This is a genomic window from Bacillus sp. FSL M7-0558 (genome assembly GCF_038003245.1).
In the GTDB taxonomy this organism is placed as follows: Bacteria; Bacillota; Bacilli; order Bacillales; family Bacillaceae; genus Bacillus; species Bacillus pumilus.
In genome coordinates this window covers 1,838,550-1,863,271 of record NZ_JBBOOU010000001.1, presented here as the reverse complement: position 1 = coordinate 1,863,271, position 24,722 = coordinate 1,838,550, and the positions used below count along the sequence as shown (strand labels likewise).

22 protein-coding genes are annotated in these 24,722 nt (G+C 43.6%); 17 read left to right on the top strand and 5 right to left on the bottom strand.

Annotated elements, in window-relative coordinates; genetic code table 11:
* The first annotated feature begins 5 nt into the window (after positions 1–5).
* From MHB79_RS09250 to MHB79_RS09220, 7 genes are read left to right on the top strand one after another with little or no spacing between them, the layout of a single operon-like run.
* Positions 6–1,643 carry an AMP-binding protein gene (locus MHB79_RS09250; protein ID WP_050944832.1) on the top strand — a complete coding sequence of 546 codons (1,638 nt, stop codon included), beginning with the start codon at positions 6–8 and terminating at the stop codon, positions 1,641–1,643.
* An 8-nt stretch (positions 1,644–1,651) separates the two neighbouring features.
* Complete coding sequence (locus tag MHB79_RS09245; RefSeq protein ID WP_050944833.1) at positions 1,652–3,001, top strand: acetyl-CoA carboxylase biotin carboxylase subunit; 1,350 nt, start codon at positions 1,652–1,654, stop codon at positions 2,999–3,001.
* Positions 2,998–3,213, top strand: coding sequence for an acetyl-CoA carboxylase biotin carboxyl carrier protein subunit (locus tag MHB79_RS09240; protein ID WP_050944834.1), 216 nt, complete (start codon positions 2,998–3,000; stop codon positions 3,211–3,213). The genes MHB79_RS09245 and MHB79_RS09240 overlap by 4 nt, the downstream gene beginning before the upstream one ends.
* A gap of 11 nt (positions 3,214–3,224) precedes the next feature.
* Positions 3,225–4,133 carry a hydroxymethylglutaryl-CoA lyase gene (locus MHB79_RS09235; RefSeq protein ID WP_212046639.1) on the top strand — a complete coding sequence of 303 codons (909 nt, stop codon included), beginning with the start codon at positions 3,225–3,227 and terminating at the stop codon, positions 4,131–4,133.
* 14 nt (positions 4,134–4,147) lie between these two features.
* Positions 4,148–4,930: an enoyl-CoA hydratase gene (locus MHB79_RS09230; protein WP_212046640.1), complete on the top strand. Its 783-nt coding sequence runs from the start codon at positions 4,148–4,150 to the stop codon at positions 4,928–4,930.
* Between the two features lie 18 nt (positions 4,931–4,948).
* On the top strand, positions 4,949–6,472 hold the full coding sequence (locus MHB79_RS09225; RefSeq protein ID WP_268460089.1) for an acyl-CoA carboxylase subunit beta: 1,524 nt from the start codon (positions 4,949–4,951) through the stop codon (positions 6,470–6,472).
* 14 nt (positions 6,473–6,486) lie between these two features.
* Complete coding sequence (locus tag MHB79_RS09220; RefSeq protein ID WP_340989577.1) at positions 6,487–8,424, top strand: AMP-binding protein; 1,938 nt, start codon at positions 6,487–6,489, stop codon at positions 8,422–8,424.
* 94 nt (positions 8,425–8,518) lie between these two features.
* Here the strand turns inward: MHB79_RS09220 and cysI are convergent, their stop codons facing one another.
* Positions 8,519–10,237, bottom strand: coding sequence for an assimilatory sulfite reductase (NADPH) hemoprotein subunit (gene cysI, locus MHB79_RS09215; protein WP_340989575.1), 1,719 nt, complete (start codon positions 10,235–10,237; stop codon positions 8,519–8,521).
* 37 nt (positions 10,238–10,274) lie between these two features.
* On the bottom strand, positions 10,275–12,101 hold the full coding sequence (locus MHB79_RS09210) for an assimilatory sulfite reductase (NADPH) flavoprotein subunit (RefSeq protein WP_340989573.1): 1,827 nt from the start codon (positions 12,099–12,101) through the stop codon (positions 10,275–10,277).
* Positions 12,102–12,374: 273 nt separating this feature from the next.
* Here MHB79_RS09210 and MHB79_RS09205 point away from each other — a divergent pair, with 273 nt between their 5' ends.
* Positions 12,375–12,782, top strand: coding sequence for a DUF3221 domain-containing protein (locus MHB79_RS09205; protein WP_050944841.1), 408 nt, complete (start codon positions 12,375–12,377; stop codon positions 12,780–12,782).
* Between the two features lie 95 nt (positions 12,783–12,877).
* Here MHB79_RS09205 and MHB79_RS09200 read toward each other — a convergent pair whose 3' ends face one another.
* Positions 12,878–14,305, bottom strand: coding sequence for an aldehyde dehydrogenase family protein (locus MHB79_RS09200; RefSeq protein WP_340989571.1), 1,428 nt, complete (start codon positions 14,303–14,305; stop codon positions 12,878–12,880).
* 211 nt (positions 14,306–14,516) lie between these two features.
* Between MHB79_RS09200 and MHB79_RS09195 the strand changes: the two genes are divergently transcribed.
* The 3 genes from MHB79_RS09195 to MHB79_RS09185 are packed head-to-tail and all read left to right on the top strand — an operon-like array spanning position 14,517 to position 16,143.
* A complete protein-coding gene (locus MHB79_RS09195; RefSeq protein WP_012010174.1) occupies positions 14,517–14,942 on the top strand; it encodes a DMT family transporter in 426 nt (141 codons plus the stop codon).
* A 13-nt stretch (positions 14,943–14,955) separates the two neighbouring features.
* Entirely contained in the window at positions 14,956–15,636 is a 681-nt protein-coding gene (locus MHB79_RS09190; protein ID WP_340989570.1) for a Crp/Fnr family transcriptional regulator, read from the top strand.
* A gap of 21 nt (positions 15,637–15,657) precedes the next feature.
* Positions 15,658–16,143, top strand: a complete 486-nt coding sequence (locus tag MHB79_RS09185) for a DMT family transporter (RefSeq protein WP_212046647.1) — start codon at positions 15,658–15,660, stop codon at positions 16,141–16,143.
* A 10-nt stretch (positions 16,144–16,153) separates the two neighbouring features.
* Here the strand turns inward: MHB79_RS09185 and MHB79_RS09180 are convergent, their stop codons facing one another.
* Positions 16,154–17,560 (bottom strand): phospholipase D-like domain-containing protein, encoded by a 1,407-nt coding sequence (locus MHB79_RS09180; RefSeq protein WP_340989567.1) that lies wholly within the window; start codon positions 17,558–17,560, stop codon positions 16,154–16,156.
* A gap of 159 nt (positions 17,561–17,719) precedes the next feature.
* On the opposite strand from MHB79_RS09180, the gene MHB79_RS09175 reads away from it, so the two are divergent.
* The 5 genes from MHB79_RS09175 (at position 17,720) to MHB79_RS09155 (ending at position 22,318) form a co-directional block, all read left to right on the top strand.
* On the top strand, positions 17,720–18,496 hold the full coding sequence (locus MHB79_RS09175) for a MurR/RpiR family transcriptional regulator (RefSeq protein WP_340989566.1): 777 nt from the start codon (positions 17,720–17,722) through the stop codon (positions 18,494–18,496).
* A gap of 130 nt (positions 18,497–18,626) precedes the next feature.
* On the top strand, positions 18,627–19,541 hold the full coding sequence (pfkB, locus tag MHB79_RS09170; RefSeq protein WP_003211047.1) for a 1-phosphofructokinase: 915 nt from the start codon (positions 18,627–18,629) through the stop codon (positions 19,539–19,541).
* 12 nt (positions 19,542–19,553) lie between these two features.
* The gene (locus MHB79_RS09165; RefSeq protein ID WP_003211208.1) at positions 19,554–20,972 is read left to right on the top strand and encodes a PTS fructose transporter subunit IIC; all 1,419 of its coding nucleotides are present in this window, start codon (positions 19,554–19,556) and stop codon (positions 20,970–20,972) included.
* Between the two features lie 15 nt (positions 20,973–20,987).
* Positions 20,988–21,446 carry a PTS sugar transporter subunit IIA gene (locus MHB79_RS09160; protein ID WP_003211874.1) on the top strand — a complete coding sequence of 153 codons (459 nt, stop codon included), beginning with the start codon at positions 20,988–20,990 and terminating at the stop codon, positions 21,444–21,446.
* A gap of 2 nt (positions 21,447–21,448) precedes the next feature.
* Positions 21,449–22,318, top strand: coding sequence for a class II fructose-bisphosphate aldolase (locus tag MHB79_RS09155; protein ID WP_003210866.1), 870 nt, complete (start codon positions 21,449–21,451; stop codon positions 22,316–22,318).
* A gap of 39 nt (positions 22,319–22,357) precedes the next feature.
* Here MHB79_RS09155 and MHB79_RS09150 read toward each other — a convergent pair whose 3' ends face one another.
* The gene (locus tag MHB79_RS09150) at positions 22,358–23,878 is read right to left on the bottom strand and encodes an MDR family MFS transporter (RefSeq protein WP_226805266.1); all 1,521 of its coding nucleotides are present in this window, start codon (positions 23,876–23,878) and stop codon (positions 22,358–22,360) included.
* Between the two features lie 170 nt (positions 23,879–24,048).
* On the opposite strand from MHB79_RS09150, the gene MHB79_RS09145 reads away from it, so the two are divergent.
* Positions 24,049–24,468: a MarR family winged helix-turn-helix transcriptional regulator gene (locus tag MHB79_RS09145; protein WP_226805343.1), complete on the top strand. Its 420-nt coding sequence runs from the start codon at positions 24,049–24,051 to the stop codon at positions 24,466–24,468.
* The last annotated feature ends 254 nt before the right edge of the window (positions 24,469–24,722 follow it).

The window sequence follows — 24,722 nt, the reverse complement described above, 5'->3', positions numbered from 1 at the left end:
AATTCATGATGTCGATTCATCCACAAACGATTGGCTCCCTATTAAAAGAGAAAAAGGAGCAGCACCCAGCACATGAAGCCATTGTGTATCCAGAACGTTCATTACGTTATTCATACGAAGCGTTTTTTAAAGAGGTCAAGGAAACAGGGAAAGGTCTTATGGCATTAGGCGTTCAAAAAGGAGATCATATCGCCATTATGGCACCCAATGTACCTGAATGGCTCATGCTGCAATTCGCCTGCGCTTCTATTGGAGCCGTTCTTGTCACCGTGAATACGAACTTTCAATCACAAGAACTCGCTTACTTACTAAAGCACTCTGATAGCAGCATGCTGTTTATCGTAGACGGGTTTAAAGAGACATCCTATGTCAGAATGCTTGAAGACCTCATCTCAGAGCTCCAAACAGCTCATCAGGGCGAGATCACTTCAACAGCATTTCCATATTTAAAAAGTGTCGTTTATATTGGCGAGCACACGCCAAAGGGCATGCGCAGCTGGGACAGTATTCAAGCTGCTGCCAAAAGAACGGGGGATGATGAATGGGAGAAACGAATGGAGGAGCTGACGCCTGATGACGTCATTAATATGCAATATACGTCAGGGACAACCGGCTACCCAAAAGGTGTCATGCTCAGCCATACAAACATCGTCTGCAATGCCAGTCAAATCGCAGATTGCATGAAGCTCACCCGTGAAGACCGCATGTGTATCCCCGTGCCGTTTTTTCATTGCTTTGGGTCTGTTCTTGGCGTACTTGCTTGTCTCGCAAAAGGTGGCACGATCATTCCAATTGAATCTTTCCACCCAGAGCGAGTCCTTCAAACAGTGGAAAAAGAGAAGTGCACGGTTCTTCACGGCGTCCCGACAATGTTCATCGCAGAGCTTGATCATCCGAATTTCCACAAGTACAATCTGTCAACATTACGCACCGGCATTATGGCAGGATCTCTCTGCCCATCCCATGTGATGAAAGCCGTCATTGAACAAATGGGTCTGAAGGAGCTCACGATTGCCTACGGCCAGACTGAAAGCTCACCTGTCATTACCCAAACAAGAACGGATGATTCATTTGAAAGGCGGGTTCAAACAGTCGGTCGGGCGCTTCCTCACATCGAGGTAAAAATCACCGCCCCAGGTACCCCATATGAAGTACCAAGAGGAGAACAAGGCGAGCTGTGCACGAAAGGCTATCACGTGATGAAAGGCTACTATAAAAATGAAGAAGCCACAAATGAAGTCATTGATGAGGACGGGTGGCTTCATACAGGAGATTTAGCGGAGATGGATGAGGATGGCTATGTGAAAATCACAGGACGGCTGAAAGATATGATCATTAGAGGCGGGGAAAATGTTTATCCAAAAGAGATTGAAGACGTTCTTTACACGCATCCAGCCATTCTTGATGCACAGGTCGTCGGTATTCCTGACGAGACTTACGGAGAAGAAGCCGCCGCATTCATTCGGCTCAAACAAGGTCGCACGGTGACGATTGAGACATTAACCAGCTACTGTCAGTCACAAATGGCACGCTACAAAATTCCGAAATATTTTTTCATCACAGACGAGTATCCGATGACCGCCTCAGGGAAGATTCAAAAATTTCGTCTGAAAAAACAGGCACTTGATCTAATAAAGGAGTGAGGGCAGCGATGTTCAAAAAAGTATTGATCGCCAATCGAGGCGAAATTGCTCGTCGAATTATTCGGACTTGTAAAAGGCTCGGGATCAACACCGTGGCTGTTTATTCAGAGGCAGATCAGCATGCACTTCATGTGCAAGAAGCAGACAGCGCCTATCTTATTGGAGGTGCAAAAGTATCTGAAAGCTATTTAAACATGGAAGTGATCATCGAGGTAGCCAAGCAGACAAATACAGACGCCATCCACCCTGGGTATGGCCTTTTATCAGAAAATGCCGCCTTTGCAGAACGCTGCCGCAGCGAAGGAATCGCTTTTATTGGTCCATCTGCACAGGTCATTCAGCGCATGGGGAATAAAATTGAAGCGAGAAAAACGATGGATCATGCGGGAATCCCCATTGTACCTGGCGTTTCAGCGCCTCTCCATGACGCAGAAGAAGGAGTCAGTAAAGCGCAGTCACTCGGTTATCCGATCATGCTCAAGGCATCAAGCGGAGGCGGAGGTATCGGCATGCAGCTTGTCCGAAATGATGAGGAGCTGCGTAAAGCTTTTGAGGGAAATCAAAAAAGAGCGCAAAGTTTTTTTAACGACGGGACGCTTTATATGGAAAAGGTCATTGAAGACGCGCGGCACATTGAAATCCAGGTCCTCTTTGATTCATTTGGCCACGGGGTTCACTTATTTGAGCGCGACTGTTCACTCCAGAGAAGACACCAGAAAATCATCGAAGAAGCACCAGCTGCCTGTCTCGATGAATCCGTAAGACAAGAGATGGGACGGGTGGCGGTGAAAGCAGCCAAAGCCATTGGCTATGAAAATGCAGGGACAATTGAATGTTTAGTCGATCAAAACCAACAATTTTACTTTTTAGAGATGAACACGAGATTACAAGTAGAGCACCCTGTCACAGAAGAAATTACAGGTATTGATCTTGTCGAGGAGCAACTGAAAATCGCTGCATCAGAGCCGCTTTCCTTCAATCAGGGGGACATTCATCAAATCGGGCATGCCATCGAGGTCAGAATCTATGCGGAGGATCCCGTCACCTTTTATCCGTCACCAGGAACAATCACTCGGCTATCTATACCAGAAGCTCCCTATATACGCCATGAATCAAGTGTGACAAGCGGGAGCGTCATTACCCCATATTACGATCCAATGATTGCGAAGATGGTCGTTTACGGTGATACACGAAAACTTGCAATAGAACGATTAAAACAGGCGTTACAAGCATATGAAATAGAAGGGATCAAAACCAACTTACCGCTTTTGAGGGAAATGGCTGAATCATCTACTTTCTTACATGGCAGCATCACAACCGATTTTCTCATGAAAAAAAGGGAGGGGAACCGTTCATGAAAACGGTCACGATACAAATGGCGGGAAACTTATGGAAGCTTCTTGTGAAACAAGGCGATGAAGTGCAAAAAGGGCAGGAGGTCGCTATCTTGGAATCAATGAAAATGGAGATTCCAATAGTGGCAGAAGAGGCAGGTGTCATCAGCAAAGTGTATAAAAGAGAGGGAGAATTTGTCGATGAAGGGGAGGTTCTTCTAGAGCTGACAGAATAGGGGGAAGCGAGATGGCATTACCAAAGCGTGTACTTATTAGGGAGGTTGGCCCGCGGGACGGATTGCAAAATGAATCCACTTGGCTGGACACAAGTGAGAAACAAAGATGGATTGAACTGCTCACAACAGCCCGGCTTCCTTATATTGAAGTCACCTCATTTGTTCATCCTAAATGGGTCCCAGCCTTAAAAGACGCCAAAGAGTTAGCCCAATCCTTACACAAAAGAGGCGACATCACCTATGCAGCACTCATTCCTAACGAAAAAGGCTTAGCTCACTTTTTTGAAGCAAATCTTGACACAGGCGCTATGTTTATCTCCTCGAGTGAAACACATAACAAAAAAAATATGAATCAATCCATCCACGAAACACTTCCTGTCATCAAACAAATGACAGCTGATTTAAAAGTAGCAGGAAAACAGACACGCGCATATATTTCCACCGTGTTTGGCTGCCCTTATGAACATCAAGTGCCGATGGATCAAGTGTTGCGGTTAACGGATATGCTGCTTTCTTATGGCATTGATGAAATATCACTCGGCGACACCATTGGAGAAGCCCATCCGCTTCAAGTAGAAAGACGCTTAGACATTTTACTTGAACGTTTTCCTGCTGATAAAATCGCTCTTCATTTTCATGATACGAAAGGGATGGGTCTTGCCAATATTTATACGGCATTAAAAGCTGGAATCACCACATTTGACGCCTCTAGCGGCGGGCTAGGCGGCTGTCCATATGCGCCTGGCTCTAGTGGAAATGTCGCGACAGAAGATGTCGTGCATATGCTTCAAAAACTAGGAATTGAAACCAATATCGATTTTCCAGCATTGATAAAAGCGGCAGAATGGATCGAATCAAAAGTAAATCGAACCCTGCCTAGTCATTGTTTACGCGCTTTTCACTCTCATACTACTTCATAAAGGATGAATGTGACATGACATCATTGGTCAATTTTACGATACAAGATGAACAGATTGGAATCATGACCTTAAACAGACCAGCACAAGCAAATTCCCTATCTGCTGCGATGCTTGAGGAGATCAATCAACTCATTCAAGAAATCAAACATGATGAAAGCATCCGCTGCCTGCTCATGACAGGAGCTGGTTCTAACGTTTTTTGCGCAGGTGCTGATTTAAAAGAGCGACGATTGATGACAGAAGAAGAAGCAAAAGCGGCAGTTCTGTCAATTCAGCAAACCTTTACAGAAATTGAATCCCTTCCTGTACCTGTCATTGCCGTCATGAATGGACACGCACTTGGCGGAGGACTTGAGCTCGCACTGGCTTGTGATATTCGCATCGCACGAGCCGGAGCAAGACTCGGTCTGCCAGAAACAGGACTAGCTATCATACCAGGGGCAGGAGGGACGCAGCGGCTTCCTCGTCTTATCGGACTCGGTAAAGCAAAAGAACTCATTTTCACAGGTGCTTCATTACAAGCTGAAGAAGCCATTCAAATTGGACTAATTGAGCACCTCTCTTTAGCAGATTCCCTTATGAATGACGCCATTTCTCTCGCAAAACAAATCGCCAAAAACGGCCCAATTGCTTTAAAAGAAGCGAAACGAGCGATTCAAATGAGTCTTGATCATGATCTGCGTACAGGTTTGATGAAGGAATACGAAGCCTATGTCCGGCTCATTGATACAGAAGATCGAATGGAGGGCCTTCAAGCTTTCCAAGAAAAACGAACGCCTCAATACAGAGGCAACTAGCAAGAAAGGGGAATGGGCATGATTGAAGAATATGAAGTGAAAAAACAGCGGATTGTCAAAGGAGGAGCTGAACGATACCATCAAAAAAACAAAGAAAAAGGAAAATTGTTCGTCCGTGACCGGCTCCAGTTGTTATTAGATCAGGATTCGTTCATTGAGGATGCGATGTTTGCCGAGTGTAAAGATGAGCATTTACCAGCAGATGGTGTTGTTACAGGGACGGGGCGGATGAATGGGCAAACCGTATGCGTTATGGCAAATGATTCTACTGTCAAAGCTGGATCATGGGGCGTCAAAACGGTCGAAAAAATCATCAGAATCCAAGAAACAGCAGAAAAGCTCAACTGCCCAATGCTGTATTTAGTCGACTCTGCGGGTGCTAGAATCACCGATCAAATTGCGATGTTTCCAGGCAGAAGAGGAGCGGGACGCATTTTTTATAACCAAGTGAAGCTGTCTGGACGTATCCCGCAAGTTTGTTTACTATTTGGTCCTTCTGCGGCAGGAGGTGCTTACATTCCTGCTTTTTGTGACATCGTTGTGATGGTCGAAGGGAATGCCTCGATGTATTTAGGCTCTCCGAGAATGGCCGAAATGGTGATTGGAGAAAAAGTAACACTTGAAGAAATGGGCGGGGCAAACATGCACTGTAGCATATCAGGATGTGGTGATATTTTAGCCAAAACCGAGGAAGAAGCCATTCAAATCGCTCGCGACTATTTAACCTACATGCCTGCCAACTATACAGAAAAACCAAAACTGGCAGCCGCAAAAGCACCTAAAGCATCTGAGAGGACCATCCAAGACCTTATTCCTAAAGGGCAGAATACCCCTTTTGATATGTATCAGCTCATTGATTTACTCATTGATGAAGGATCATTTTTTGAAATCAAAAAACTGTTTGCCGCAGAGCTGATCACAGGCTTTGGCCGCATGAACGGGCAGCCTGTCGGTCTTATTGCCAACCAGCCGAGGGTAAAAGGCGGGGTGCTGTTCCATGACTCAGCTGACAAAGCTGCCAAGTTTATTCAGCTATGTGACGCCTTTCATATCCCGCTCCTTTTCCTTGCGGATATACCGGGATTTATGATCGGAACAAAAGTGGAACAAGCTGGCATTATTAGGCACGGGGCGAAAATGATCTCCGCTATGTCAGAGGCAACCGTTCCGAAAATATCGGTCATTGTGCGTAAAGCATACGGTGCAGGTTTATATGCAATGGCAGGACCAGCGTTTGAACCAGACTGCTGTCTTGCTCTTCCATCAGCGCAAATTGCTGTCATGGGGCCAGAAGCGGCTGTAAATGCTGTCTATGCAAATAAGATTGCCGAATTGCCTGCTGAAGAGAGAGCTGCATTTATCCAAGAGAAACGCAAGGAATATCAAGAAGATATGAATATATATGAGCTTGCATCTGAAATGATTGTCGACGGTGTCATCCCGTTCGACCACCTGCGAGATGAGCTTTGTCATCGATTACAAGCCTATTCCTCAAAAGAGATGACATTTACAAGACGAAAACATCCGGTCTATCCGGTCTAAAGGGGGGCATCCTCATGATGAACCTGAAACCAGTGTGGAAACCGGAAGAGCAAATGATCAAACAGACACGTCTTTACCAATGGATGCACTCGCTTGGTTTTTCAACTTATGATGCATTCTACAAAGCTAGTATCGAGCGTACCGATTGGTTTTGGAGAGAAGCTGAAAAGGCGGTCGGTATCAAGTGGAAGATGCCGTATGAAGCCGCATTAGGTCAAGATTCACTCATGTGGCCAAACTGGTATAAAGGCGGCCAACTCAACATAACCGAAACGGCCGTGGACAAATGGGCAGAGAACGAAGAAGCGCAGCATCAGCCAGCCGTGATTTGGAAAAACGAGATGGGCGAAGAGAGGAGATGGACGTATTTCGATCTTCAGGAAAAGGTGAATCGCCTCGCTGCTGGCTTTTTGAAGAATGGGCTTCAAAAAGGAGATGTGGCAGTCATTTATATGCCGATGCTTCCTGAAACGGTCGCTGTCATGCTAGCCTTTGCAAAAATTGGCGTTATCTTTAGCCCCGTCTTCTCTGGATATGGAAGCGAGCCTCTTGCCGTACGTATTCGTGCGTCAGGTGCAGCCATTGTCGTCACAGGCTCAAGCATGACGCGCCGCGGGAAGAAGATCAATATGCGGGAATGTGCAGCAGAAGCCATAGGCAAAACCACGACCGTCAAAACCGTCATTGTACACACTTCCTCTGACACTGAATATGAAGGAGATATTAGGTTAAACGATTTGTTAAAAGAAGACCCGATAAGTGAACCGACCTATCTCACAAATAAAGAGCCTCTCATGATCTTATACACTTCTGGAACGACTGGTACGCCAAAAGGAGCGGTTCATACACACGCAGGATTCCCTGTAAAAGCAGCTTTTGATGCCGGTCTTTGTATGGACGTTGCAAAAGGAGACCGCTTGTTTTGGCTCACAGACATGGGCTGGATGATGGGGCCATTTCTCGTCTTTGGCGGCTTGATCAATGGAGCTGCGATTGTTTTATATGACGGCGCACCCGATTATCCAGATGAACAGCACCTCTGGTCATTCATTCACAAGCAAAGGGTCACCCACTTTGGTCTTTCACCTACGTTTGTTCGATCTGCGATGCAGCAAGATCTTGCAGGTATAAAGCTGCCCCATGTCAAAGCCATCATATCTACAGGTGAGCCATGGAATGAAGCACCATGGCAATGGCTTTTTGATAAAATTGGTCGAAAGCATATTCCAATTCTAAACTATTCGGGAGGAACAGAAATCTCAGGCGGAATTGTAGGAAGTACGCTGCTTCGCCCAATTAAACCAGTCCTTTTTAATGCGGTGATTTTAGGAATGGCAGCTGATGTATATAATGAAGCAGGTGAGAGCGTCATAAATGAAGTAGGAGAGCTCGTTGTGAAAAAGCCATGGGTTGGCATGACATGTGGGTTTTGGAAAGATCCTAAGCGTTATGAAGACACGTATTTCAAACGATTTGATGGGGTGTGGACACATGGTGACTGGGTGGTGCAATCAGAGGATGGCACGTTTCATATCACTGGCAGATCAGATGATGTCATTAATACAGCAGGAAAACGTGTCGGTCCAGCAGAAATTGAATCCATTCTTGTCGGACACCCAGCTGTACACGAGGCAGCTGTGATTGGGGTAAAGGATGAGGTGAAGGGGGAGGCACTCGTGTGCTTCATCGTGAGCAGCCCGCAGTCTTGTGACGAATCAAAACTGATTCAAGAGCTCAAAACTCATGTTGGTTCATTTGCGGGAAAAGCGCTCACGCCAAAGGAAATTCATCTTATTTCAGCTTTACCGAAAACAAGAAACGGAAAAATCGTCCGGCGTTTATTAAAAGGAGCTTATGAACAGCAGCCTCCACCAGATCTTTCTTCTTTAGACAATCCTCATGTGTACAAAAGCATTTGCGAGTACTTGAAACTGAAACAGAACAGCGTGTAAACAAGAGCCATCGCATCGGTGTTCAGGTCTGCGTGCCGGTACTCGTTCTTCCTTCCTAGGGATGAAAAAAGACAGGAGAGTGTCCTGTCTTTTTCTATTGCACATGAAAATTCGTGCCATCTGTTGTTTCTTTGACAATCCCTGCCCGAACAACAAAATCACCGAAATGTTCTTGGTCTTCTCGTTCTTTTGCATAGCGGGGGAGAAGAGAGCCAAGCTCGTTTAAAATCTCTTCCTCACCAACATTTTCACGGTACAGCTTACTTAATCTGCTGCCATCAAACGCAGCGCCAAGATACATGTTGTATTTGCCAGGTGATTTGCCGATAAAACCAATTTCACCTAGCGCATGGCGGGCACAGCCATTTGGACAACCAGTCATACGAATCGTGATTTCTTTATCACTTAAGCCGTTTTCTTCAACAATCTCTTCAATTTTGTCAATCAAGCGCGGGAGGTAGCGTTCTGCTTCTGCCATTGCTAAGCCGCATGTTGGAAGAGAAACACAGGCCATTGAACTGCGGCGGAGTGCAGAGTGCTGCTGACCAGCTGATAAACCGAACTCCTGTATGAGCTGCTCGATTTGTTTCTTTTTATGAGAAGTGACATTTCCAATGATAAAATTTTGATTCGCTGTTAAGCGGAAGTCACCCGTATGAATTTTTGCGATTTCACGAATGCCCGTCATCAGCGGATAATCATCATAATCTGTGATACGTCCGCCTTCTACAAACATCGTATAATGCCATCTGCCATTGATGCCTTTTACCCAGCCATAGCGGTCCCCATTATGATCAAAGTGATAATCTCTTGCGCCTAAAAGGGCAAACCCGAGGCGGCGCTCCAGCTCTTCTTTTACATTCTCAAGACCAAGGCGGTCCACTGTATATTTAAAGCGGGCATTTTTTCGCACGGAACGGTTTCCGTAGTCACGCTGAATAGTAATCACTTGTTTCGCAATCTCTACAACCTGTTCCGGTGTACAAAAGCCAATTACTTTTGCAAGCTGAGGATAGGTCGCTGTATCACCATGAGTCATACCCATTCCGCCGCCAATTGCGACATTAAAGCCGATTAATTGCTCATTTTCGATGATCGCAATGAAGCCTAAATCCTGCGAAAAGACATCAATATCATTAGCAGGAGGGACCGCCACACCAATTTTGAATTTCCTTGGTAAATAAAGCGGGCCATACATCGGTTCAACTTCTGTATCTGGCGTTGCCGCAACCTTTTCCTCATCAAGCCAAATTTCGTGATACGCTCTTGTTTGCGGAAGCAGGTCATCACTTAATTTTTTCGCCAGCTCGTATACATCATGGTGCACTTCTGATTGATAGGGGTTTGATGTACACATGACATTCCGGTTCACGTCGCCGCAAGCAGCAATTGTATCAAGCATAGTAGAATGAATGTCTTGAATGGTTTTTTTCATATTCCATTTTAAAATACCGTGAAGCTGAAAGGTTTCACGAGTAGTCAGCTTTAACGTACCGTTTCCGTATGTGTGAGCAAGCTCATCCATCACTAGCCACTGCTTAGATGTGGCGATTCCGCCAGGCAGGCGTACGCGCAGCATAAATTGATAGGCAGGCTCAAGTTTTTGTTTCTGCCGTTCATTTCTGAGGTCCCGATCATCCTGTAAATAACTGCCGTGATGTTTCATCAGGCGGTTGTCATCATCAGGAATTCCCGCTGAAATCGGATCAAGCATTACTTCTTTTAACGTACCCCGTAAATAATCACTTTTTTCTTTGATTTCTTCTACGTCGCTCGGAGGTCCATCCGGCGCTGTTAATGCTGTCTTCACCATGTAAGTAAAAGCTCCTTTCTTTCAAGCATCAAGTCCATTAATATACGTCGCGCTGATAGCGTTTTTGCTGCTGCAAGTTAGCTAGATAGCTTTCTGCTTTCTCTTTGCTCATCGCTCCTTCTTCTTGGATAATCGATAGAAGGGTACGATGCACATCATGCGCCATATGCTTTTCATCTCCGCAAACATATACATACGCACCTTGCTCCAGCCATTCGAATAATTCTTTACTTTGTTTCCTCATTTGATGCTGAACATATACTTTTTCCTCTGAATCTCTTGAAAAAGCCACATCCATTTTCGTTAAGACGCCATCTTTTAACCACTTTTGCCATTCGGTTTGATATAAGAAGTCCGTCACAAAGTGCTGATCGCCGAAGAATAACCACGACTTTCCGCTTGCACCGATTTCTTCTCGTTCCTGCATAAACGAACGGAAAGGGGCGATACCTGTGCCTGGTCCCACCATAATGATCGGTGCATCAGGGTTTTCAGGAAGCTTAAAGTTTTGATTGTGCTGAATATAAACAGGCAGCGTATCACCTGGCTCTAAGCGCTCTGCACATAGAATGGAGCAGACACCTTGACGTTCTCTCCCGTGCGCATCATATCTCACAGCACCGATCGTCAAATGAACCTCTTCTTCATTCGCTTTCAGGCTGCTTGCAATCGAATAAAGGCGGGCAGGAATTTTTCTTAAAATCGCAGTAAAGTCTGCGGCTGTTCCTTCAAAAGGACCGAAGTCGCGCGCAGCATCGACTAAATCTCTTCCTGCTAAATACGCTTTTAACTTTTCTTCATTTCCTTCTTCTAAAAGGGCATGGAGGGCTTCACTTTTCGTCAAGTCCGCCAACTTTTGAAGAAGGGGTTTTGTTAATACTGTAATCTCAAAATGTGAGGTAAGTGCTTCTTTTAAAGGAAGAGTGTCACCGTTTTTATGAACAGTTACGGCTTCGTCTGCATTCCATTTCCATCCACATGTCGTGATCAGTTCATCAACAAGCGCAGGATCATTTGTTGGATAAATTCCAAGGCTGTCACCCGGTTCATAAACAAGTCCTGATCCTTCTAATGAAAGCTCCAAATGGCGGGTCTCTTTGTTAGAGCCGCGGCCATTTAGGTTGATATTTTCAAGAACTTCCGCATAAAAAGGATTCGTTCTTGAGTATTCAGTAGCTGCTGTTTGGTTGCTCTCTCCTGCTGATTCTTGCGGGAAGGCTGCGGCTTCACCTTCGCTAAGTGACGATGTCACCCCTTGAAGCCATTCCGAAAACGGCTCATCATAATCAAGGTCACAATCCACTCGATCTGTCAGGCGCGTTCCGCCAAGCTCTTTGAAGCGCTCATCAAATTCTTTTCCAGTCTGACAGAAGAATTCGTAGGAGCTGTCGCCTAGCGATAAAACAGAAAAGCTTAAATGATCAAGCTTTGGCGCACGTCTACCGTGGACATATTCATGGAAAGAAAGGGCATTATCAGGCGGATCTCCCTCGCCATGTGTGCTGACGATCAACAGTAAATTGTGTATTTTTTTCAGATTATTTGGTTTAAAATCTGACATAGAAGAGAGCGTCACTTGAAAACCTTTCTCCTCAAGATGCTGCGCTGTCTTTTTCGCTAATCCTTCAGAATTACCTGTTTGTGAGCCATAAATGACGGTCACATCTTTACTGACAGGCTGCGCAGGTACTGCGGCAGAAGGAGAAGGGGCCGTAGTCGCCGTTTCTGATCCGGCTAGAGCTGCCTGTGCTGATAAATAACCGGTAAGCCAAATTTTTTGTTGATCTGTTAAAGTCGGAAGCAGCTGATTAAGCAAGTCTGCCTGCTGCTGACTAAACGGACTGTTCAATACATGAAGTTGCAACGATATCCACCTCACAAGGAATATAAACATAGATTAATTCGATAGGAATTATATATATAGGTTCAATTTGAACTTTACCGAAAGTTTGCCATTAAGTAAAATATATAATATTGATTGTCATGATTAACATTTCTAATACCTTTACAAGGTAAATGAACTTGAGGGTAAATCGGTTTAACTGTATAAAGCATCTTAAGAAAAATGGGTCGTTTTGTTCTAAGAATGCTAGTATGAAGAAGCGAACGCAAAGAATTGAAAAGGGGTGAATGAAATTTGATACAGCTAAAGTTTAAAAAAATAAAATGTTTTCGGCTTGTCATCTTGATTTTTCTCATTTTATTAGTAGCGTGCAATTCTCCGAAGGGAAATATAAAGGATTCATACAATCAGAATAAAACAACAGCACCTTTTTCAAAAAAAGGCATACTGCTATGTAAAGAGGAGACGAGTTTACTTCTTATAAACAATAAAACGCCCCTAAAAAGCGATGATTCATTAAATACTCATCTACTTATTGATAAGTATAAAGATGATCTCATCATTATCGATTTAACGAAAGTAGATTCTAAAGAACTGTCACAGGGGCAAACGATTGAGATTTGGTTTGATGAGTTACAAGAATCGTTTCCTCCAAAAGCAACCGTCGAAAAATACAAAATCATTATGGATAAGAATAAATAAGAGAGTAGTAAGCAGTTCTTAATATTTGAAAAGGGTTCTTATTGATTAAATAAAAAGGGAGAAAAACCTTAGAGTTTTTCTCCCTCCTCAAAAAATTATGCCGTAGGAAGTCCCATCACAGCTTTCACTTCTAAATATTCCTCGATGCCGAAGTCTCCCCATTCTCTTCCGATACCTGATTGCTTGAAGCCGCCAAATGGGGCAAAGTAATCTGTTTCGGCATTGTTAATGGTGATTTGGCCAGCACGAATATGTTCAGCGACATATTTTAATGTTTTATCATCTTTTCCAACAACATACCCAGCAAGGCCATACACTGTATCATTGGCGATCTCAAGGGCATGATCCAAGTCCTGATACGTGATAACACTCATGACTGGTCCAAAGATTTCTTCTTGTGCAATGGTCATGTCATTTTTCACATTGGTGAAAATGGTATGCTTGGCGAAATATCCTTTATCGATTCCGTCTGGCTTTCCAGTTCCCCCAACAAGAAGGGTAGCACCTTCTTCGATTCCTTTTTCAATATAAGATTGCACGGTATCCCATTGCTTTTTAGATACAAGCGGGCCTGTAGCATGATCTTCTCTCGGATCACCAACTGTAAACTTCGGCAGGGCGTTTAGCAGCGCTTTTTCAAACTTGTCTTTCATTGATTCTGGAATAAGCACACGCGTAGCTGCAGAACACACTTGACCTGTATTCATCGCAATATGATGAACAGCGGTTTCTGCTGCTACATCCACATCTGCATCATCTAAGACGATAAGAGGGGATTTCCCGCCAAGCTCAAGAGCCACTTTCTTCACATTGTCCGCCGCGTTTTCCATAATTTTAGAGCCGACGGCACCTGATCCGGTAAATGAAACAAAGTCAATATCAGGATGTGAGCTAATGCCGTCACCAATCACGTCACCCGTTCCGTTTACTAAGTTGAAGACTCCTTTCGGTACACCAGCTTCATCCATAATTTCTGCAAGAATCATCGCAGCAAATGGTGTAATTTCCGCTGGCTTTAAGACAACTGGTGAGCCTGCCGCAATGGCACCTGCGATTTTAAGAGATGTCTGATTCGTTGGGAAGTTCCACGGTGTAATCAATCCGCTGACGCCAATCGCTTCTTTTATAATGGTATGTCCGCCGCGGTCCTCTGTAAATGTATAAGATTTAAGTGCTTCCGCTGCTTTAGAAAAATGTTCATAGCCCATTTTGTAATGAACTTCTTCGGATACTTTTAGCGGTGCACCGAGCTCTTGTGTCATCACTTCTACAAGTTCATCTTTGCGTTTTTCGTAGCCGCGCACAATGTTTTCCAGCATCTTCACTCGGTCATTTCGAGATGTTTTGGAGAAAGAAGGGAAGGCGGCACGAGCTGCTTTCACTGCCTTATCTAAATCTTCTTTTGTTCCTAAGCTAATGGTGCCAATGACTTCCTCTGTCGCAGGGTTGATGACCTCCGTCGTTTCGTTTCCTGTTGATGCAATCCATTCTCCGTTAATAAAATGTTTCTCTTGATTTCTCATTCTGACATGTCTCCTTTTTGTATATGATTCATTCAATATTCTGTTTTCAGCTGATATAAAACTGTACCCACTGTGAAAAATCTAAAACGAACAAACTGCAAAAGAAAAAGTTTCTGATATAATACGCAAAGTGGGACATATGTCCTTTTCAACCGGCAGGCATGTATCATTTAATGGAACTAGACTGAAAAAAGAAGGAGCTTTTGAACGAATGAAAGGTGTTATTTTCGCTTTATTAGGAGGCGCTTGTATTACACTACAAGGCGTAGCCAACGCAAGAATTAGCCAGGATATCGGCACATGGCAGGCAGCCACCATCACGCAGCTGACCGGCTTTATCATCTCGCTCGTCATTTTACTCATCGTACGAGACGGACACTTCAGAGAATATCGAAAGGTGCAGCCACTTTATTTAATAGGCGGCGCATTTGCAGCGATTATTATTTTTAATGAAGTCACCGCGATTCAAATAATCGGTGTGACACTCACTATCGCAGCTTTATTGATTGCACAGCTTGCTTTTACCTTTGCAATCGATGCAAAAGGATGGTTTGGTGTTCAGAAAAAGAAAATGAAATGGCCACATTACGCAGGAATTTTATTGATGGTCACAGGCGTGATCATTTTAAAACTATAAAGGAGGGCGACAGATGGAGGAACTTCAAGATGAGTCTCTTTTTGCCTCATATATGAAGGCACATCAATTAGAAAGTGTCTTTCATCAAAAGCTCATATCACACGTAAGTTTGTGGCGCTATGAGCAAGGGGAGCTCGTTTGTTCAAAAGGGGATAAGAGGGAGTACCTGTACTTGTTAGTGAAAGGAAAATTAAAGATTTTCACGACCACAAAGGAAGGGAAAACCTTTATTCTTAGCTTTAAACATCCCCTTGAAGCGATTGGAGATATCGAATACGTTCAGCAGACGGACATGGTCAATACAGTCGAAGCGGTCACAGAAGTACATATGTTAAGGATTTCTCATCAAGCGCTCATGCGCCATGCGAAGGATGACCCGCGCATGCTAACCTTTCTGCTAAAAGGGATCACAAACAAATTTTATACAAAATCAAACGATTTGAGTTTCCACCTGTTATATCCTGTGGAGGTCAGGCTTGCAAGCTACTTATTGTCTGTTGTCACAGATGACGACAGCGCGAGCGCCCTTCGTCTCACTGATGCGGCAAGCTTAATCGGTACGAGCTACCGTCATATTAACCGAGTCATTCAGCATTTCTGTGAAAAAGGACTGATAGAAAGGCAGAGAGGAAAGATTACGATTTGTGACCGCAAAGAGCTCCTAGAAATAGCCGAGCACAACATTTATGAATAGAAGAAATGAAGGGATTTATATATGATCATAGGAATAGTATTAGCCATCACGGCTGGCGCACTCGTCAGCTTACAAACCATTTTTAACAGTAAGGTCAATGAGCAGACAGGCTCTTGGTCAACGACAACCCTCGTTCTTGGAATGGGCTTTATTGCTTCACTCCTGATGGGGCTCTTACTAGAGGGGACTGGCATGTTTCGATTAAGACATATGGAAGCATGGTACTGGATCAGCGGGGCCATTGGGGTAGGAGTGGTCATTTGTCTTGTTCAAAGTATCAAACGTCTTGGACCGACTTATGGCATCTCGATTGTCCTCACGTCACAGCTCGGCTGCGCGCTTTTGTTTGATTCGCTTGGCTGGCTTGGGTTAGAAAAAGTAGAATTCTCTTTGACAAAACTTTTAGGTGTTATTGTGATTGTTGCTGGAATCTTGGTGTTTAAATTGACCAAATTGGAGTCAGCTGAAGAGCAGCAATCGCAAGAAAAAGGGCTGCCACAGGAGTAGCTGCCCTTTTTTAAATCAATCTCCTCCATAAAACCGTTATTGCGGATAATCCATTTAAAAGGAGCCTTTTCATCAAAGGCTTTTTTTTCTGTCCATAAGCGCTCGTATGAAGGACTGTTCGGTCTTTAGCAACGAGATAACTGTAGGCGATTTTTCGTTCAATTGCCTGTGTAAGTGATAACGCAAATGGGGCACTGTCAATGACTAAAATCGACTCCGTGTTTAAAAAACTAGACCTCGCATCTAAGTTATATGTCCCAATTATACTCAAGTAATCATCAATCACCATTGATTTCGCATGAATGGAATACGGGCCTTCATATTCATACAAATGAACGCCTGTTTTCATCAGCTCCTTTTTTGTGCTTAAATACCCGGCAAAGGCTAATGGATTTGGCGTCGCCGTAAGTGAATTCGTCACCACGGTCGTCTGGATATCACTAGGTAAGGGAGTGAGTCCGGCTTTCATTGGGCGCGTTGGGATGACATAAGGCGTTTGGATGAGCACAGAACGCTTTGCCCGGTGCGCAAGATCGTTCAGCTTTTTCAGCACAAGTGGTCGCTTATTAAAGCGTTCCACAGGATTTGTGAAAAAGGCAACCTGTTTCACAGAAGTGGTATCTGCTGCCCAATCAAATGAGGACATCACAAAAGGTTCTTTCGTGCGCATGGCTTCTTGATAGGATCTGAGCAGCTGTTTTCTTAGCTTTAATCCTTTTTTCGCTTTTGGCTTAGAGAACACAGCTTTTGTTCTTTTTGTGAAATCATGATTCCATAAATAAACGAAATATTGCTCCATTTCATCTAATACTTTTCCCTTTTTGGGGTTATAGAGCAGCACATCACGGTCAAAAGCAAAGTCTTTCGGCGGCTGATCTGCAAAGTATTTATCACCGATATTTCTTCCGCCCATCACAGCCACTCGGCCATCTGCTAGTAGCAGCTTATCGTGTAGCCGATTATGCCATGTCCATGGCTTGAACAAACGAAAGGGCTCATAAAAACGAATCGACATGTTCGGATGATTTGCTACCGCATAGCGCAAATGCTTTAGCGGCCCGCGCAAACTGTGACAGATGCCATCTAACAACAGCTGCACTTTCACACCTCGATCAGCTGCTTCAATTAAAGCACCTAGTATCCATTCGGCTGTTTTTCCCTTTTGAATGGAATAGTAACTGAGGCGGATCATCTTCTTTGCCTCACGAATCATTTGGAGCCTCACCTGACCAGATTCAAACCCGTCGTCAAGAAGCATCACTTGATTTGTCCCCTGATCGTCTCCTGAAATAGAAGAGGCTTTATAAATGCAATGTTCTTTGCATGTTTTTCGTATCGGTAAATAAAACAAAACAAATGCGGTCAAAAATACATAGACGACATAAAGAAGGATGAGATAAAACAAAAGATGAAGCATCATGATCAGCTCCTTTCACACAGACACAACTTTTCCTTAGTGTATGTCAAAAATGAAATTTCACTCATTTTGGCTTTTTAACAAAATATATGACAAAAGAATCATCTTGTTTTTATTGGGCATTTAATTATAGTATGAAATGAGTAAGGGGGAATCGAATTGAATGAACCACTATTTAACATTCCAAGCGAAGTGTATCAAACGCTAAGTGAAACAGAACGTTATTTACTCCATTATATTCACCAGCATTTAGAGGATATCTCCACCTTATCCATCGTCACATTAAGTGAAAGAGCGAATGTGTCGACAGCCACAATTGTCAGACTGATGAAAAAAATTGGCTACAACGGCTATACATCCTTTAAATATCGATTGAAACAAGAAAAGAAAATGACCGATGCAAGTGATCAGCTCAAAAACATTGATGAAGACATTAAACTAGCGATTCGGAAAAATGAAGAAGAGGTTTTAAAGACGATCCAGCTGCAAAGTATTGGGCAAATTGAAGATGCCGTTCAAAAAATACATAATGCGGACAAAATTTATATTTTCGGCAGAGGCTTCTCAGAGATGATTGCCAAAGAAATGACCATCAAATTACAGCTCATCGGAAAAACATGCGAAGTACATGACGATCCGAATATCATTCGGCTGAAATCGAGAGACATCAGTAAAAACGAACTTGCGATCTTTGTTTCATTAAATGGCGAAACAGCGGAGCTCGTTGAAGCGTGTCAAAACCTTAGCATGAAGCAAGTCACGACCATTACCGTCACCACAAGAATAGATTCTACATTAAGTAAAATATCAGATATGACTCTAGTCGGATATAAAGGAAAACAATCTTTCTTCCCAGATTATGAGGTCAGATCGCGCCTGTCTCTTCATGTCATTGCCCGCATTTTACTAGATGCCTACGTGATTCGAATGAAATAACCGATAAAGAAGCCTTCGAGACTTTGATTTAGAAGGCTTTTTATCATGAAAACCTTTACACAATCTGAAAACATTTTCACTCCTGCGTATGAGATACTTTCTTTAGAGAAAAGAAAGAAGGTGAAACCAATTGATTTATACCTGCACCTTAAATCCTGCTATTGACCTATATATTGCATTAAAAGAAATGAAGGCAAATGCAGTCAACCGCACGGAAGATGAAGATTATCAGCCGAACGGCAAGGGAGTCAATGTCTCCATTATGCTAAAGAAATATGGATTCACCAGCACTGCATTAGGATTTATTGCTGGGTTTTCAGGCTCTTATATTGAACAATCCTTAAAGGACCTTTCCATTCAAACCGATTTTATCTCAGTTGAAGGAATTACACGCATTAATGTTTTTATTAATACGACAGAAGAATATAAGCTCGTGAACCAGGGACCTGCGATTGAAGAAAAAGCACTTCACGCCTTTCGTGAAAAAATAGCGGCCATTCCGCAGGGGGACATCCTGATCATGTCAGGCAGCCTGCCAAAGGGCATACCAGCCAGCATTTTTTCAGAAGTAGCAGCTATTTGTCATCAGCACAACGTCAAGTTTATTTTAGACACAAGCTCCGCAGCAGTTCTTGAGACGCTTCAATACAAGCCGTATTTATTAAAACCGAATGAAGAAGAAATCGCTGCTTTTTTCGGCAAAACACAGCCTATGTCAGAAAAAGAACTCATTCAATCAGGAGAAAAGCTCATTGAGATGGGTGCAGAGCAAGTGCTTATTTCCCGCGGGGGAGAAGGGGCTTTGTTCATTACAAAAGACGCCGTCTTAAAAGGAAACGCACCGACAGGCACTGTAGTAAATACAGCTTGCTCTGGAGATGCGATGCTCGCAGCCTTTCTTAGTAAACAGCTTGAAGGACATTCACCTGAAGAGTGCTTACGTTACGGCATTGCAACAGGCGCATCTACTGCATTTTCTAAAGGCTTAAGTGATTTACATGACATTCATTCATTAATTGATCAAGTACACATTGACAAGATATAAGGGGGAATAGACATGAGCCGTAAAAAAATTGTCGCTGCAACTGGCTGTCCAACAGGCATTGCACACACATTTATGGCAGCTGAGGCATTAAAAATAGCTGCTGAGCAACTAGGGGTCGACATCAAAGTTGAAACGCACGGTCAAGTAGGAATTGAAAACGCTTTAACCGATCAAGACATTCTGGAGGCCGATGGGGTCATTGTCGCAGCTGACAAAGATGTGAATACAGATCGTTTTCACGGCAAACCACTGATTGAAGTGCCTGTAGCGAAGGGTATCCGCACGCCAAATGAACTGATCCAAGGCATTATCAATGGAGAAGCTCCCGTTCATCAAGTGAAAGGAAGAGCTACTGGAACAGAAAAAACATCTGCTTCTTCTTCACCAGCTCAACAAAAGTCGGCGAATAAGTGGATACACACCATCTACAAACATTTAATGAACGGTGTATCACACATGCTTCCATTTGTTGTTGGAGGCGGGGTCTTAATTGCTTTATCTTTTCTATTCGGTATTTACTCAGCTGATCCTCAGCATGAAACGTATCATCCGTTTGCTGCCTACTTGAAAAGCATTGGTGGACTCGGCTTTAGCTTAATGGTGCCTATTTTAGCAGCATTTATCGCTGATTCAATCGCCAGACGCCCAGGGATGGTTGTCGGATTTATCGGCGGCCTGCTTGCAAACGATGGAGGTGCTGGATTCTTAGGTGGTATTATCGCAGGTTTTGCAGCAGGGTATATCATCGTACTCCTTCAATTCCTGCTTCAAAAATTACCTGCATCACTTGACGGATTAAAATCAATCTTCATCTATCCTGTTATCGGTATTTTCTTAATTGGGGCTGTGATGACACCACTATTAGTTCCAATCACAGGGCTAAATAATTCATTAATGGATTTTCTCTCAGCTGTTCAATCCACGAATCCGCTGCTCTTAGGTTTAATTGTTGGAGCGATGTGTGGATTTGACATGGGAGGACCTTTTAACAAAGCAGCCTATGTCACAGGAACGGCTTTACTTGCAGAAGGTAACCTTTACTTCATGGCAGGTGTGTCAGCAGCATGTATCACACCACCGCTTATCATTGCGATTGCCACAACGATTTTCCGAAAACATTTCACACCGCAGGAACGAAATGCAGGGGCCATCAACTATATTCTAGGAGCGACACATATAACAGAAGGGGCCATCCCATTTGCGGCAAAGAACCCGATCGTTGTCCTGCCAATTATCATGTTTGGCTCCGCCATCTCTGCTATATTGACGTATCTCTTTGGCGTACAGGTTCCAGCTCCGCATGGCGGGTTCCTTGTCCTTCCAGTCGTCACAGGCGCATTCCAGTGGGTACTATCCATACTGATCGGATCACTTGTAGGTGCCATTCTATACGGACTTTATCGTAAAAAAATAGACAAACCCGCAGTTTAATAGGGAGGAAGAGAAATGATGGAACATATTTATATGAATCTTCATGAAACCGCGTCGTCACAGGCTGGCGTTTTCGCAGCCATTGCTGATATTGCCTACAAAGCAGGTATTTGTACATCACCAGAGGATGTTAAAAAAGGCTTAGCGGAAAGAGAAGCACTGAGCACAACTGGATTTCAAGATGGATTTGCGATTCCGCATACACAAACAGACGCCATCACAAAACCAGCACTCGTGATCGTCCGCACGGAAACAGGCATTGAATGGGACGCTTTTGATGGGAAGCCATGCTTTTTCTTCTTATCCTTACTGATCCCCAAAAGTGAAGCAGGGACCACTCATCTAAAGGCTCTTTCTGCCCTTTCACGAGGATTAATGGATGAAGCGAAACGACAAAAGCTACTGGAAACAAGAACAAATGAAGAGATGCTAACTGTATTAGAAACAGATATTTTAACGAGAGAGGATGTTTGATCATGCCTTTACTATCCACAACACCGATGCTTGAGACTGCGAAAAAAGAAAAATACGGAATCGTTGCATTCAATGTACATTCCTTTGACAGTATTTATTGGGTGCTCGAAACGGCCGCAGAATTAAAGTCACCTGTCATTTTGCAAACAACGGTTGGAACCGTTCAATCTCTTGGAGCAAAAGCGATTGCAGATACAGTCAAAGCGGCGGCTGATCAATATCAAATCCCAATCGGTCTGCACCTCGATCACTGTACGGATTTTGATGTGATTCTCACCTGTATCAGGGCGGGATATACATCCGTCATGATCGATGCATCGATGCATTCATATGAAGAAAATGTTCGCCGCACAAAAGAAGTGGTGGACCTCGCATTAAAAGTAGGGGTGAACGTTGAAGCAGAATTAGGCAAGGTAGGCGGCGTCGAAGATGATATCGTCGTCGATGAAAAGGATGCTGAAAAAGCCATTCCATCAGAATGCCGTCAATTTGTAGAAGAAACTGGGGTACCAACTTTAGCACCTGCAATTGGTACCGCACATGGCATTTATAAAGGGGTTCCGGATATTGATTTTGACCGCATTGAACAAATTGCATCACTGGTCGATGTTCCCCTTGTACTGCACGGCGGTTCCGCTGTACCAGATGAAGACGTCAGACGATGTGTGGCACTTGGTATGGCAAAGGTCAATGTCTCAACTGAATTAAAAAATGCGTACTCTGAAGCCATCCGTGATCATTTCTCAAACGAACCGGAAAGCTTAGATCCACGTATGTATTTACAAAAAGCTAAACAAGCAGCAAAAGATATGGTCACATCGAAAATACGGATCGTTGGCAGTGAGGGCAAAGCCCATCCTCTATATCAGTGAAACAAAAAAGCAGAGCCGCTTAAGCTCTGCTTTTTCACATTATTCGTTTTCTTTCATTTCATTTGATGTGCGTACCCGTGCATTTCCCATAAACAGGACCGTAATCGCTGCAAGGGCAATAGGGAATAACGCAATCAAAAATACGTACGTGATACTTTGTGACATCGCATCGATGACTTTATTTAAAATATCAGGCGGAATTTGTGAACGGGCACCCTCTTGAAAAATGGCCTGTGGATCACCTATTTGAGAAGGGGCTCCTTTCATTCCGCTAAAGGCATCTGCTAAGCGATTCGATAGGACATTGGTTTGAATCGTCCCAAAAATCGTGACACCAAGTGTCATCCCAAGTGATCTCATAAATGAATTGGTCGAGTTTGCACTGCCTCGGTAACGAGGGGCAAGATCATTCATTGAAGCTGACGGCAGAAGGGAGAAGCTGAAGCCGACACCAAAGCCTGATATCATCATAAAGATTGTGAGCCACAGTCTAGCTGTATCTGGTGACATATTGGCAAGCAGCAGCATCCCCGCGAAAAATGAAATGACAGAGATCGCCATAAGACGTCTGAAAGGCACTTTCGTCTGCATCGTTCCGCCAATCATACTGCCAATGACAGACCCTATCATCATCGGTGTTAAAATGAATCCTGCACTTGTCGCTGATTCACCGTACACCGCCTGGACGAAAATAGGAATGAAGACGGCAAGAATAATAAATGTTCCGCCATATAAAAACGCCAAAATTTGAGATGTCGCAAATAAACGATTTTTAAACATCCAAAATGAAATAATCGGTTCCTCCGCTTTACGCTCAACAATAAAGAAGATGGTACCAAACACAACAAACACGGCAAAAAGTGTGAGGATTTGCACCGAATCCCATGCATAGGATTTACCGCCAAGCTCAAGAGCGAACATCAAGCTCACAACCGCCACGACAAGTGTAATAGCACCTGACCAGTCAATTTTCTGCTTGCGATGTTCTAGGGATTCATGATAGTATCTGGCGATCAAGAACACACTAACAATACCAATTGGCACGTTAATATAGAAAACCCAATGCCAGCCGATTGAATCTGTGATAATAGCTCCTAATAGTGGTCCTAGTACACTCGATAAACCAAACACTGCACCAAACATACCGGACATTTTCCCGCGTTTTTCAGGCGGGAAGATATCAAAGATGATCGTAAACGCGATCGGAAGAAGGGCACCGCCTCCAAGCCCTTGAATGGCTCGGTAAATAATGAGCTGATCCATCGTTTGTGCGATACCGCAAAGCGCAGATCCAATTAAAAAGAAAATAAGTCCAAACAGAAAAAAACGCTTTCGACCATACATATCAGAAAGCTTTCCGTAAATCGGCATTCCAGCCATTACTGCCACCATATAAGAAGCCGTCACCCAAGCAAATTTATCAAAACTGCCCAAATCTGCTACGATGCTTCCCATTGCTGTTGCAACAATGGTATTGTCCATCGCCGCCATAAAAATTCCTAACAGCAAACCGATGACAACTAAGCGAGTGGATGCCTTGCCTTTATCCACATGATTCATTTCATTTACCTCCTGCTTACGTTCTCTCCTTATTTTTGCTATGATCAACTTAAATATAAAGTAAGAGAACATTTATCTTGATGATCAAGATAAATTGATTTTAAAGGGAGGAGAACAAGTTGTCAATAAAGAACGACGCAGAAGACAGAGCAGACCTGATCATCCATACAATGAGGCGCCTCGCCACACGAACGGTTTTATTCCACCAAGCGGCCGCACAATCGCTTGGCCTTTTCCCAACAGACCTCAAATCAGCCGATTTATTAAACGAACTCGGTCCTCTCACAGCAGGAGAATTAAGTGAAAAAACAGGTCTTAGCTCAGGTGCGGTCACAGCTCTGATTGACCGCCTTGAAAAAGCGGGCTACGCCAAAAGAGAAAAGGACCCAAAAGACAAACGAAGAGTCATCATCGTTCCATTAACAGCAGGGAAATCACAGGTAAAAGAACTCTTTCGATCCTTATCAGCATCAACAAAACTGCTCACAAACGAATACAAACGAGAAGAATTAGACTTAATTATTCAATTTATTACCGAAGCAGCAGATATTATGGATCAAGAGTTGCAATTGCTTAAGTCTAAATCGTAAGAAAGCACACTGTTGCGGGTGTGCTTTTTCTATGAGCTGTTCAAATAAGATAATAAAAATTTGCAGATTGGTCGATTAGTGACCACTTCCTTACCATGTAAGTGTTCTACAACACTTGTATAAAATGGAGCAACTCAAACGGTTTTAATCAAAGGATGGTTGTAAAAGTCGCCTTTTAATTATTACTGACGATGGCATGGCTAAGGCGTTCTATTAAAACACGGATTATTTACATATTAAGTACTGTTTTTGTA